Source organism: Algoriphagus limi (genome assembly GCF_024919275.1).
GTDB classification, from domain to species: domain Bacteria; phylum Bacteroidota; class Bacteroidia; order Cytophagales; family Cyclobacteriaceae; genus Algoriphagus; species Algoriphagus limi.
Map to the genome: position 1 here is coordinate 633,131 of NZ_JANWGH010000001.1, position 12,953 is coordinate 646,083.

Annotated in this window: 12 protein-coding genes and 2 pseudogenes; 7 read left to right on the plus strand and 7 right to left on the minus strand. The window is 39.5% G+C overall.

What is annotated here, in order from left to right; genetic code table 11:
- Positions 1-65 precede the first annotated feature (65 nt).
- Genes NY014_RS02705 through NY014_RS02725 form a run of 5 tightly spaced genes read right to left on the minus strand, consistent with a single transcriptional unit; the run spans position 66 to position 4,613 of the window.
- Positions 66-1,130 (minus strand): toxin-antitoxin system YwqK family antitoxin, encoded by a 1,065-nt coding sequence (locus NY014_RS02705; RefSeq protein ID WP_259412995.1) that lies wholly within the window; start codon positions 1,128-1,130, stop codon positions 66-68.
- A gap of 45 nt (positions 1,131-1,175) precedes the next feature.
- Positions 1,176-2,354, minus strand: a complete 1,179-nt coding sequence (locus NY014_RS02710; protein ID WP_259414120.1) for an acetyl-CoA C-acyltransferase — start codon at positions 2,352-2,354, stop codon at positions 1,176-1,178.
- Between the two features lie 45 nt (positions 2,355-2,399).
- The gene (locus NY014_RS02715) at positions 2,400-3,011 is read right to left on the minus strand and encodes a hypothetical protein (protein WP_259412996.1); all 612 of its coding nucleotides are present in this window, start codon (positions 3,009-3,011) and stop codon (positions 2,400-2,402) included.
- Positions 3,001-3,651, minus strand: coding sequence for a hypothetical protein (locus tag NY014_RS02720; RefSeq protein ID WP_259412997.1), 651 nt, complete (start codon positions 3,649-3,651; stop codon positions 3,001-3,003). Before NY014_RS02720 ends, NY014_RS02715 begins: the two co-directional genes overlap by 11 nt.
- On the minus strand, positions 3,648-4,613 hold the full coding sequence (locus NY014_RS02725; RefSeq protein WP_259412998.1) for a vWA domain-containing protein: 966 nt from the start codon (positions 4,611-4,613) through the stop codon (positions 3,648-3,650). Before NY014_RS02725 ends, NY014_RS02720 begins: the two co-directional genes overlap by 4 nt.
- A 140-nt stretch (positions 4,614-4,753) precedes the next feature.
- Between NY014_RS02725 and NY014_RS02730 the strand changes: the two genes are divergently transcribed.
- From NY014_RS02730 to NY014_RS02755, 6 genes and pseudogenes are all read left to right on the plus strand, one after another.
- Positions 4,754-7,147, plus strand: coding sequence for a TonB-dependent receptor (locus tag NY014_RS02730; RefSeq protein ID WP_259412999.1), 2,394 nt, complete (start codon positions 4,754-4,756; stop codon positions 7,145-7,147).
- Positions 7,147-7,980 (plus strand): DUF4249 family protein, encoded by an 834-nt coding sequence (locus NY014_RS02735; RefSeq protein ID WP_259413000.1) that lies wholly within the window; start codon positions 7,147-7,149, stop codon positions 7,978-7,980. Before NY014_RS02730 ends, NY014_RS02735 begins: the two co-directional genes overlap by 1 nt.
- Positions 7,981-8,110: 130 nt before the next feature.
- Positions 8,111-8,485 (plus strand): BlaI/MecI/CopY family transcriptional regulator, encoded by a 375-nt coding sequence (locus NY014_RS02740; RefSeq protein WP_259413001.1) that lies wholly within the window; start codon positions 8,111-8,113, stop codon positions 8,483-8,485.
- Positions 8,486-8,790: 305 nt separating this feature from the next.
- Positions 8,791-9,216: pseudogene (locus NY014_RS02745) on the plus strand (M56 family metallopeptidase); the annotation flags it as partial.
- A gap of 219 nt (positions 9,217-9,435) precedes the next feature.
- A pseudogene (locus NY014_RS02750) lies at positions 9,436-9,756 on the plus strand (energy transducer TonB); the annotation flags it as partial.
- A 14-nt stretch (positions 9,757-9,770) separates the two neighbouring features.
- On the plus strand, positions 9,771-10,187 hold the full coding sequence (locus NY014_RS02755) for an energy transducer TonB (RefSeq protein WP_259413002.1): 417 nt from the start codon (positions 9,771-9,773) through the stop codon (positions 10,185-10,187).
- A gap of 50 nt (positions 10,188-10,237) precedes the next feature.
- On the opposite strand, the gene NY014_RS02760 is transcribed toward NY014_RS02755, so the two are convergent.
- Positions 10,238-11,017: a 3-keto-disaccharide hydrolase gene (locus NY014_RS02760; protein WP_354003156.1), complete on the minus strand. Its 780-nt coding sequence runs from the start codon at positions 11,015-11,017 to the stop codon at positions 10,238-10,240.
- Positions 11,018-11,137: 120 nt separating this feature from the next.
- Here NY014_RS02760 and ypfJ point away from each other — a divergent pair, with 120 nt between their 5' ends.
- A complete protein-coding gene (gene ypfJ, locus NY014_RS02765) occupies positions 11,138-12,034 on the plus strand; it encodes a KPN_02809 family neutral zinc metallopeptidase (protein WP_259413003.1) in 897 nt (298 codons plus the stop codon).
- Here the strand turns inward: ypfJ and NY014_RS02770 are convergent.
- Positions 12,031-12,951 carry a universal stress protein gene (locus NY014_RS02770; RefSeq protein ID WP_259413004.1) on the minus strand — a complete coding sequence of 307 codons (921 nt, stop codon included), beginning with the start codon at positions 12,949-12,951 and terminating at the stop codon, positions 12,031-12,033. The genes ypfJ and NY014_RS02770 overlap by 4 nt on opposite strands.
- Positions 12,952-12,953: the final 2 nt, after the last annotated feature.

Genomic DNA, 12,953 nt, shown 5'->3' on the forward strand with positions numbered 1-12,953 from the left:
CAAAAATAGAAAAGCTTTCTTTTCTATGGAGGATTTATTGGGGATTCCTTTTTCTAATCTTTGTTTTACTTTTTTTCTGTTCGAATTTGATTGCCTTCTTCATCAAAGAAAAGCCAAATACCTGTAGGTCGTCCATTTTTGAAATATCGGATTTCTTCTACAGTTCCATTTTCACGATAAACCTTTACTTCTCCCTGAGATAATCCATTTTCATAATTAATTACTTGTTGAATTTGGCCATTGGGATGGTAAAAGGTTTCCTTTGAGACATAATCTGACTTTGGTTCAAATTCACGAATCAAAGTAAGTTTTCCTTCTTGGTTGTAGCTTTTAAAAGGAGTAGTAGGTATTCCATTTTTAAAGGTGATTTCGGATCGTATTTGACCATTTTCGAAATATTCCCGAGTGGTTCCTGTCTCTACACCATTTCTATAGAATGACTCTGTTCTTTTTTTTCCATTTGGGAAAAACTCCAGAAAATCACCATTGTAGACTCCGTGTTTAAAATCAATTTGAGATTGAACCTGTCCATTGTCAAAATAGGTAATCTCTTTCCCCTCTAAATCACCTTTTTCATAGGTTGCTTTTGCCTTCAGGTTGCCATTTGGATAATACTCCAAAAGCTCACCATCAAGCTTTCCATCCTTGTAATAAGCCGTTCGCTCAGGCTTCCCGTCTTCATAAAAACGTTCACTTTTTCCATTTGGCAAACCTGCTTCAAAATGGGTGATATCTTGAACTTGACCATTTTCAAAATAAGTGGTTACCTTATCTTGGATTTGGTCATCTACATAGGTCAATTCTTGGTGAATTGATCCATTGATATAGAAATTTTTGCTAAGTCCCTGTTTTTTGTTTTGGACAAAGGGGATGATTCTTAAAGTATCTCCAGTTTCAGGATTGAGCTCTACGAAAAGCCCTTCCCGTTGATCGTTCTTCAGTTGACCAGTTAAGACAAGTCGGCCCTCCTCATCATATCTTTTTAAAAGCCCTTCTGCTTTTCCATTTACCGTATAGTAAATTTCTTTGAGCATCATTTTTTGCTCGTCATAATAGGTCCTCACTGCTTCTTGTGCAGAAGCAGATCCAAGGAGAAAAATAGAAAAGAGACAAAGAAGGATTCTTTTCATAAAAAAATCCGCGACAGCTTATTTGCCGCGGATTGAATTTAGAGTTTACATTTTTTCGATAACAATGGCTGAAGCACCGCCACCTCCATTACAAATTCCAGCAACTCCAATGCTGCCTTCTTGCTGATGAAGTACAGAGTTCAGCGTAGAAATAATTCTAGCTCCTGAAGCACCTAGCGGGTGACCTAATGAAACCGCTCCGCCATAAACGTTTAATTTGGAGGAATCCAAGTTCAATTCTTTTTGGTTTGCCAAAGCTACCGCGGAGAATGCCTCATTGATTTCATAAAAATCAACTTGCTCAGGAGTAACACCTGCATGCGCTAGAGCTTTTGGAATTGCCAAAGCAGGAGCAGTCGTGAACCAAAGCGGATCTGTCGCAGCATCTGCAAACCCTCTGATTTTGGCTAATGGCTTCAGTCCCAATTCCTCAGCTTTTTCTTTGCTTACTAAAACTAGCGCAGAAGCCCCGTCATTCATAGTGGAAGCATTTGCAGCGGTCACTGTTCCTTCTTTTTCGAATACCGGTCGCAGATTTGGGATTTTTTCAAACATTACATTTTTATATTCCTCATCTTCATCGATCAAGATGGTTTCTCCTTTTCTTCCCTTAAGTTCTACAGGAACTACTTCGTCTTTGAAATAACCTTTAGCCCAAGCATCAGCTGCTCGCTGATAGGATTGAATAGCGTAATTATCCTGTTCTTCTCGAGTAATATTCATTTCTCGGGCAGTATTGTCTGCGCAATTACCCATCGGGAATTTATAATACACTTCGAAAAGCCCATCCTTTACTAAACCGTCAACTAATTCAGCATTGCCGTATTTATATCCAAATCGTGCTTTGGGAACATAAAAAGGAACATTGGACATGCTTTCCATTCCGCCTGCTATCACTACGTCATTGATACCTAGCATGATGGTTTGAGCTCCTAGCATCACGGATTTCATGCCGGAAGCACAAACTTTATTGACGGTAGTACAGGGTACATTGTATCCGATTCCAGCTCCGATCGCAGCTTGCCTCGCAGGTGCTTGTCCAAGGTTAGCAGAAATCACATTTCCCATGAAAACCTCCTGTACAGCCTCTGCCTTTACTCCAGCCTTTTCCAAAGCTCCTTTGATTGCAGTCGTTCCCAATTCAACAGCAGTAAGTCCGGATAATTTCCCTCCAAAACTGCCAAGGGGAGTTCTAACTGCGGAAACGATATATACTTCTTTGATCATGTTTATTTGGGTTTATCTGATAAATATATTTTGAGTCAATTCTTACCAATCAGGAATTCCCCGCTTTGGTCTTTGTGTAGCCTTTTTTCGGTTTTGCTGAATGTAGCGAAGATCAGCGGCATTCATACTTTCCAAAATCTGAGCTGCTTGTTCAGGAGTCAGATTCATTGCTTTTAATTTTTCTTTGAACTCTTCCAAAGCTTTCTGTCTATCTGCAAGGTTAGCATCCATTTGATCATTGGCATTCTCACTGGCAGGATCCTCACTTTTTTCCTGAGGATCTCCTGATTGGGATTCCTTTGCCTGATCCTGATCAGTTTTGTCGCCTTGATCCTGATTTTCCTGCTGCTCTCCTTGTTCTCCTTGGCTTTGCTGATTTTGTTGCTGCTGCTCTTGGTTTTGCTGGTTTTGTTGTTCTTGATTTTGGTTTTGTTCTTGCTCTTGTTCTTGCTCTAATTTTTCCTTTAAAGCCTGAAGTTTAGAGTCTCCTGGAAACTTGCTCAAGCCTTCATTGACTGTGTTCAAGGCTTGTTCCCGCTCTGTTTTGACATAAGATCGAGCTGCTCTGTTGAAAAAATCACCAGCAGTCTGTGCCTTTGTGGAAAGACTTAGAAATAAAGCAAAAATGAAAAGAAGAAAGCTTTTATTTTTCATTGATTTCAGTGACTTCTTGTAAGTGGGTAATAAACTCCTGATAAGCTGCAACAGTAGAATCTTGTTCTAGTGCTTCTGTCATTACATTTAACGCATCCCTAAACCTAAATTGTTCAACTAATCGGTCAGCTTCTGCTTTCTTTCGCTTCGCAAATTCAGATGGTTCAGGTGGATTTTCTTCCTGGTTTTTCCGCTCTTCTTCCCGCTTCAGCCATCTCGCTAATAATTCATAATTATGTCGAGCTACTTCATTGAATGGATCCTTGATGAGAGCTGATTTAAATTTACTCAAGGCAACCTCATATTCCTTTTTATTTCCCAATAAAACGCCGCCTTGATTATAGGCAAATGAGGAAAGCATAGCATTGGAACTAGTACTTGCTTTGTCATAAAAGCCAGTGGCCTCTTCTAGCTTTTCAGCATATTGAGCACTTAGGCCTAGGTTAAAGTCCAATTCGGATGATTGAATTCCAAATTGCTCTTGAATAGCCAAATGATTTTGAAGGGATTGTTCGTATTCGGCATTTGCATAGCTTTCCGCTGCCACATCGATAGCCGCATTCAACTTGGAGTTTTTGACCCAAGAAGAAGGAATTAAAAGGAAAAGTCCGAAAATGAGTTTAGCCCAATTCATACTCATAGTTTAATGGTTTTGATGGGTAAAATCATATCCAAAATAGAAAGAACTAAGCCTGCCAAAAGGAAATAAAAGTATTTGTTGGAAGAAGCTTCTACTTGCCTGGTGCCTATGCTTCCTCCTTTTAGCTGCTCCAAACTTGTTACCAAACTTGAGACTTCCTGAGTTTGGTCTGATATTTCAAAATACTGACCTCCGGTCTCCACGGCAATTCGCTGTAGGGAACTTCGGTCTAATTTACTTTCAGCTGGCTGACCTGTGTTTGGATCAATTACGACACCATTTCCTCGTGGGATAGGACTTCCTGACTCCGTTCCGATTCCCAAGGAATAGACTTTGATTCCTTGCTCTCCCAAAGAAGATATCACCGATTCATAATCCTCCCCAAAATCCTCTCCGTCGGAAATTAACACAACGGATTTTGATTTAACTTCAGGAGAAGGATCATTTGTAAATCGGTCCAAAGCCATGCGAAGGGGTCCGCTTAGATCTGTTCCAGCATTGGGAACAAGTCCTGTGTTCAATCCATCTATATAAAGCTGCAATACATTTTGATCAAAAGTCAAAGGACATTGCATGTATGCTTCGGAAGAGAAAATAATCAAGCCGATCCGGTCTGAAGGGAAACTTTTGATAAGCTCTTTTAACTCGAATTTAATGCGCTGTAGTCTGCTAGGGCCAATATCTGTGGCGTTCATGGATTGGGATAAATCCACCGCTAAAAAGATGTCTTTGCCTTCCTCTTTTACTTCTTTGGTAGAAGTTCCGATAGATGGACCTGCAAATGCCACCAAAAACAACAAAAAGTAGAGGGTACGAAGAATTAGCTTGGTTAATAATCTCCTTTTTTCAACCTTCAAGCGCCGATTGATCAACCAAAACCTAGAAATGTAAAATAGGTATAGCAGCGCAAAAATTGCCCCTAGAACCAAAATCAGTCGGAAATCTGGATATGCCCAAATCATGGCCTGAAATTAAAAAATAATTGGCAAGGAAATAACCTTTGGGATGGACGGTAAGTTTAGAATTGGAACAGAATCTAAAAATTAACAAACATTAATTTTGTGAGCACGTGTTTGAAAAATATGTGTGCTTCTTTTAACTCATGAAATACCCGTTTTCGGCTCTTTTAGCTGCTTTTATTTTCCTTTTTTCCTTTGAGTCTATTCAAGCTCAAAATCAATCTCAACTTCAAGGGATTGTTCTAGACCGTGAAAACTCGCTTCCGCTTCCAGGTGCAAGTGTGTTTTGGGAAAATGATATCAGTTCGGGTGTTGTTTCAGGCTTGGATGGTACTTTTTCTATTTCTCTTCAAGAGCTTCCTGCAGTTTTGAAAGTTTCCTTCGTCGGATATGAAACCTCAACTCGGGAGATCACAGAAAAGGATTTGGGTAAGCAGATACGATTTTTTCTTAGTCCAGAAGAGCTTTCATTGGAAGAGGTTTTGATTCAGGAATTACGGCCTGATGAAAACTTGAGAAGCCTGGAGACAGGAAAGAATCGGGTACCCATTCAGACGATTAAAAATATCCCGGCGCTTTTTGGAGAAGTGGATTTGTTCAGAAGCCTTCAGTTACTTCCAGGTGTGCAAACGGCAGGAGAGGGAACGACCGGATTATTTGTGAGGGGTGGTTCTGCCGATCAGAATTTAGTACAGATTGATGGTGCTCCTGTTTACAACCCATCTCATTTCTTTGGGTTCTTTTCTGTTTTCAATCCTGATGCCTTGAGTGAGGTGGAAATGTACAAAGGGAATATGCCTGCTTCTTTCGGGGGAAGGCTTTCATCCTTAATCGATGTTTCGCTTCGGGAGGGAAATAATTCTAAAATTCACGGGGAAGGCGGAATAGGAACCATTTCTTCCCGATTGACTTTGGATGGTCCACTTTTTTCTGAAAATTCAACTTTTGTGATTTCTGGAAGAAGAACTTATGCAGATGTTTTTTTGGGACTATCATCTGATGAAGACATTCGAAATAACAAGCTTAACTTTCATGACCTTAGTGGAAAAGCTGTATTTAGAGTCGGCGATCGGGATAGAATAAGTGTAAGTTCTTATCAAGGCCGCGACTTTTTGGGCTTGGATGATCAGTTTGGTTTAGGTTGGAGCAACTGGGTAAGTTCTGCTCAATGGTCTAGAAACATCAATGCACAAGCTTTTTTTGATTTAGAGGCTTATCATTCTCGATATTATTACAGTTTGGAGTTTGAAGACCCCGAGAATGGATTTGACTGGGGAAGTCGTCTTTCTCAATCCGGGCTGAAAGGAACCTGGTCACAAATTCGGGATGAAGTTCAAACCTATTGGGGTTTCCACTCTCAATTTTACCATTTTGCTCCCATCGATTTGATTCCAGTTCCAGGAGCTAGTTTTGATGGTATTTCAACTAATCCCAAAAATGGGCTTTTGAATAATATTTTTGCGGGGGCAAGTGTTGAACTCAATTCAAAATTAAGTTTGGAAGGAGGGCTCAGGTGGGGGTTTTATAATCAACTGGGCTCGGGTGTGGAATACGTGTATGATGGAGGAATACCCGGTCCGGATGTTGAAGTTCTTGATTCTGTTCGATATGATAGATTGGAGAATATCCAATTTTACCAAGGACTTGAACCACGTGTGGCTTTTCGATATTTGATCAATGATCAGTTTTCTATTAAGGCAGCATATAATCGGAACTTTCAGTATGTACAGATAGCATCTAATAGTTCTGCCGGTTTGCCAATTGATCGCTGGATTTTAGCAGATAAATATGTAAGTCCTATTCGAAGTGATCAAGTTTCACTTGGCTTCTTCAAAAACTTCCAAGAAAACAAATGGGAATTGTCAATCGAAGGATATTACAAGACTTTGGATGGAATAATTGACCTTCGAAATGGAGCTCAGGTGCTATTTACCGATAATGTGGAGACCGAAATTCTATCCGGTGAAGGTTGGAGTTATGGAACAGAATTTTTGCTACGAAAAAATACCGGGAAGACTACAGGTTGGTTGGCTTATACCTGGTCCCGGGCTTGGAGAAAAATTGAAGGAATCAGTCAAGGGCAGGCATATAACCCTCGATTTGACCGGCCACATGATGTGACATTGGTTTTAAATCATGAGTTTTCGCCTAAATGGTCTGCTGGTGTGACCTTTGTTTACACTACTGGTCAAGCTGTTACCTTTCCAATAGGCACCTACGAATCCGACAATCAACAACTCCCGCTTTTTTCACCTTTTCGAAATGAGGATAGATTTCCTGATTATCATCGGATGGATGCTTCCATCACCTGGAAAAATGATAACAAAGGGAAGAAATGGAGAGGAAGCTGGAATTTTAGTATTTACAATCTCTATGGGAGAAAGAATCCTTTCGCTTATGAATTCCGGGAAATTTATAACGATGATATAGCTTTTAATCCAGGAGATGGAGATCCAATTACATCATCCAGGCAGGGAATAATAATGACCTATCTTTTCACCTTTTTGCCTTCAATCACCTATAATTTTCAATTCTGATGAAGAAGTGCCTGTTTATCTTATTCCTAATTGCTAGCCTTGGTTGCCAAGAAGAAGTAGATCTTCCATTGGCTACGATAGAGGGTGATATTCCGATTATTGAAGGAAATTGGACGAATATTCCAAACATGAATGAAGTAAAGCTTTCCTTGGCTCAAGATTATTTTGATAATGAAGATGCGACGATAATAGGAGATGCAGAGGTATTCATTCGCAATTTAAATACTGGAGAAGCTATTCCTTTTCAATTTTTATCTCAATTCTCTATTTATAAACCTTTGGATCCTCGTAGAGTCGCGGTGATAGGAGAGCGATATGAATTGATAGTACGATGGAAAGGGAATGAATATCGCGGTCAAGGAGAGATGCTTCCACCTCCAATTTTAGACAGTTTGAATTATCAATTTCAGGAGGAGCGGATTTTTCGGGAAGAAGGATACTATATCAAGGCTTTTGGAAAGATTCCTTTCGATGAGGATAATTATTATCGGATTCGAGTCATTGAAAATGATACCCTCAAAAATGATCGGGATGATTATCTTCTTTTTGATGACACTTTTGGAGTCGAATTTTTTGAAGAAGGACTGGAACTCAATTATGCCTTTGAAGAAGGGGATCGGGTTCGATTGGAATTATTCCGTATGAATAAGGATGTTTTTGATTATTTCAATCAATTGGTAGGTTTATTATTTAATGATGGAGGTTTATTCAGTCCTCCTCCTCAAAACCCGGATACAAATCTTCAAATTACCCAAGGTCAAGGGTCAGTATTAGGATATTTTTTGGTAGGCCCTGTTTTGCAAGAATCTATCGAAATCCTTCCTGAGGATTAAGCTTTTCATCCTTTTCTAAAATTGCTTTTTGCTTTCCTTTGAATTTTAATAAATTGAGGAATGTTTTCAAATATCGTAGAATTACGAAAAAATAGTTGTTTAAATAAAAAATAAATTATAGTATTGAGTTATGAAAGAGATTTCAGCACAAGAAGAGAGAGTTATGGCTGTTCTTTGGAAGTTAGGCCAAGGATTAATTCGGGACATTCTCAACGAAATGGAAGAACCGAAACCACCTTATACAACCATCGCATCAACTGCGAGGCTTTTGGAGAGTAAGGGATATTTGACGCATAAGGTTTATGGAAATACACACATGTACATTCCGCTGATTTCCCAAGAGGAGTATTCAAAAGGAAGGATTCAGCATGTTGTGAGCAATTTCTTTCAAGGATCGGTCAGTAATTTCTTATCCTTTATGGTGAAAGAAAAAGAAATTTCGAAAGACGAGATTGAAGATCTTCAGAAGTTTATAGATGAAGCAGAGCAAAAAGCGAAAAAATGAAGTGGTTGATTGATTTTTGGATTGAGGGAAGTCTCATTTTAGGCATAGGCTTGTTGTTTTATAAGCTAGTGCTAGAAAAGCTTACATTTTTTGATTGGAATAGAGTCTTCTTGCTTTCCTTAATGGGAATGGCTGTGGTGATTCCTTTTCTTTCTATTCAATTATACGAAGCGCAACCTGTACTTCAGGAATTTCTATTGCCGGCTTTTGAGTTTGGGCAAAATAAAGCCGAAGTACAATCATTTAATTGGTTAGACCTTCTTCTGAAAGTGTACTTGATAGGGTTTGGTGTAAGCCTGATTCGAATGATTTTGGGATTAGTAAAGCCGATTTTTCAGCTTCAATTAGCTGAAAGGTTTACATACCAAGGTTTGGTTTTAGCAGTTCATCCCAAATTTGAACCAGCTTCATTTTTTGGCACTATTCTGCTTCCGAGTTTTAATCCAGAAAATCCAGAACATCAGCAAATTTTGCTTCATGAATCAGTGCACGTTCGGAAAAAACATTCATGGGATCTTCTTATTACCCATTTATTCAAATCCCTCTTTTGGTTTAACCCTTTAGTGCATCTTTTTGAGAAAGTCTTGAGAGAATTGCATGAGTTTCAGGCAGACTATGGAGTGATTGGTTCCTACTCACAATTTGACTATTCCCGCTTGCTTCTTCGATTGATCGTTCAGGACAGAGGATGGCAGCTTGCGCATAGTTTTAATCAATTTCAAACCAAAAAAAGAATTCTGATGATGAATCGAGAAAAGTCTAATTCCGTAGCAAAAAGCCGTTTTTTAATGGTTGTTCCACTCGTGGCAACAATGGTATTGGTTTTTGCCTGTGATCAAAATATCGCAGATGAAAATGCTATTAAGCCGGAAAATACAGTTGAAATCATCAATGAAAACGGGGATACCGAACTTCATGGCATGGTGAATGGAAAACTGGTGGAAATCGGAGCTGATGAGATTTTTGATGTGGTGGAAAACCCTCCACAGCCTAATGGAGGAATGTCGGCTTGGGGTGAATATTTAATGGCCAATCTCAAATATCCAGATAAAGCAAAACAAATGGGGATAGAAGGTACTGTGGTCCTAGCATTTGTGGTAAATACAGATGGATCTATCTCGGATGTAGAAATTCTTCGAGGAATTGGGGCTGGTTGTGATGAAGAGGCTCTGCGTGTGGTACAAAATGCACCGAACTGGGAGCCAGGAAAGCAAAGAGGGCAAGAAGTTAGAACTCGTATGCGGTTACCAATTCGATTCAAATTGAGTTAATTCATGGATTATTTATGATGCAAGACTTATTTAAAAAAGTTGGGGGGACTGTTCTAATAATACTTTTTCTAGCAGCCTCACAAGAGATTATTGCTCAGGAATCAACCGTTTCAATTAGTGAAATGGAAACGCTGGATTCACCGCCAAAACCTCCTGGTGGAATGGATGGATGGTTTACGCATGTTGCAACTAACCTCAAATACCCAACTATGGCAAGAGACAAAAAAATAGAGGGTACAGTTGTTTTAAAATTTATTATTGAAAAGGATGGATCCATTTCTGAAACTCAAGTCCTTCGAGGAATTGGGGGAGGTTGTGATGAAGAAGCGCTGCGGGTTTTAAAGCTTTCTCCAAATTGGACTCCGGGAATCAAAAATGAACAGCCAGTTCGAACTGAAATGAGACTTCCTATTCGATTTAAGCTAGGATAATCAATTTGTTTAAATGAAAAAGGCTTCCAATTTGGAAGCCTTTTTTGTAATTAAAAATCCGTGGTTTTTCCATCAAGATTCAATGGTTTGATCCAGATGTTTCGGTAAAAAACATCATGTCCTTCTGCTTGAAGTTTAAGTCCGCCCGGTCGATCTGTGATTCCTTTTCCTCCGTCATTTCCTCCATCTATTCCTGAGTTAGGACCTCCCCACACTTGCTGAATAGAGACATCTTCGTGGATCTTCTTCCCATTAAAATAAATGGTTACTCGGGCCTTTTCAGTCAATTTTCCGTTTTCAAATCGAGCGGCTTTGAAAACAATATCATAGGCATTCCATTTGCCCACTCCATTGTAAGCTTCTTCTTTTGGAAGATGCTCATTAATCACGGCAGCCATACCATGTAAGCCATAGTCCCCATCTAAGATTTGAATTTCATAGCGGTTTTGAAGATAGACACCACTGTTTCCTCCTTCATTATTAACTAGGAATTCCACATGAGCTCTGAAGTCTCGATATTCCTTTTTGGTTACAATATCAGCAGCTCCATATTTCCCACCGGCTGCCGCTGGGTCATTACTGCTGATTGCTTTTCCTCCATCAACTGGATCTTTGAATTCCATCCATTTGATGGGAGCTTGTGCTGAGAATCTTGGACCTTCCCAGTATTGCCATTTTTCTAATAGCATTTCTTTGCTTCCATCTAGCATTAATTCCGCACCTTCAATAGGGGCTACTCCTACACCAATTTGTGCAAAAAGTGAGGTCGAGATTCCTAAAAAAAGGAGGGTAGTTAAGGAAATATTTAATAGGTTTTTGAAGAGCTTCATAGTATTTAATTTTGGGTTTTTGTTATTGGATGACCCTAATTTGGCTATTTTTAATAAATCGAAAAAGTAGATTTTGTTATACTGGGAAATAGTTGTTCATTTTTCAATTAAATATTCGCTATGAAATGGCAAGGAAGAAGAAGGAGTAGTAATGTAGAAGATAGGAGAGGTCAAAGAGGAAAAATGGGTGGAGGGGGAATGAATCCCTTGCTCCTAGGTTCTTTAGTGAAGTTTTTATTCTCTAAAACCGGCCTGGTAATCGTGGGGATTCTGTTGATTTTCTCATTTATCACTGGAACCAATCCATTGAATTTTTTGGGTAATATCATAGGTGGTGGAGGTCAAAGTTTTACTACCGAAGCCAATTACACCCCTACTGCAGAAGAAGATCGATTAGCTGAGTTCAGCTCTGTGATTTTGGCAGATACTGAATTGATTTGGAGTCAGTTAATTGAAAATTATCGTGAACCAACCCTAGTACTTTTTACTGGAGCAGTTTCTTCTGCCTGTGGAAATGCAAGTGCAGCAACAGGTCCTTTTTATTGTCCTGCTGACGAAAAGCTATATATAGACCTGAGTTTCTTTGAAGAAATGGAGCGGAGACTCAATGCTCCTGGAGACTTTGCGCAAGCTTATGTAATTGCTCATGAGGTAGGCCACCATATCCAAAATATTATGGGAATCACCGATGAAGTGCAATCACTTCGTGGGCAAATTTCAGATACGGAATACAATCAATATTCTGTTCGACTTGAGCTTCAAGCTGATTTCTTAGCGGGAGTATGGGCCCATCATTCCCAGAAAATCAGTGGCATGATGGAACAAGGGGATTTGGAAGAAGCCCTTAATGCAGCCAACGCCATCGGGGATGATCGACTTCAAAAACAGTCAACAGGTAGGGTAGTACCTGATTCTTTCACTCATGGTACCTCCGCCCAAAGGATGCGTTGGTTTAAGAAAGGATTTGATTCCGGAGATTTAAGTCAAGGGGATACCTTTTCTGCTGAAAGACTTTAAATCTCCAAGATGTAATCTAAGATACCTGCGTTTTTACCTTTTGGTCGAGTAACCAATAGTGGAAGGCTATCATTGTATTGAATTAATCGTTCTGCCATACTCCCAATAAAGAGGGCAGTAGCCGCTGTTCGTCCTTTTGCACCAATAATGATTCCATCAGCCTCGATTTCCAATGCTTTGGCGATTATTTCCTGAACGGGATCATCGTCATCATCTTTGGTATAAATAGGCGTTATTTTGATGCCTTTGGTGTCGATTTTTCGAATGAATTTCTTGTAGTTGATCTCTGCATGCATTTGCATGATCTGGGTAAATTCCTCGTAGGTTTTACCCGTAAAGTGATAGCCCGATGGTACATTGTACACGTTTTGGCAAATAATCTCCGCTTTTCCATGTCGATCCGCGATCATAATCGCTTCTTCCATGGCATCTCTTGAATACTCAGAAAAATCAGAAGGTACTAGAATCTTTTTCACCTTAGGGACAGAGTCCTCCGGTACAATCAATAAGGAGCAGCTGGCCCTTCTTGCTAGGCGCAAAGCGGCAATTCCGGTACCTGGTAAATTGGTCTTTCTACCAATTAAAATCATATCCACGGATTTCTCTTCCGCTAGCTTCAATATTTTTTTGGATAGATTTCCTTCCTTGACAATGAAGTTTAAGGAGACTTCTTTTTGATTCCCGAAGACTTCATGAACTGATTTTTTCATGGCATTTTGTCTTTCAGATACCATGTTTTCAATCAGATTGGGAAACTCTTCCAATACCTCTTTAGGTACGGAAAGATTCTTGATCACATTCACAAAAAATATCTTTTTGGTATGATTTACCTGCGCCACGAATTTGGCGAACTCAATCAAAGTCTTGTCCAGAGAGGTCTGATCAAGACAAACAATCATTTTTTTAATCAAGTACATGG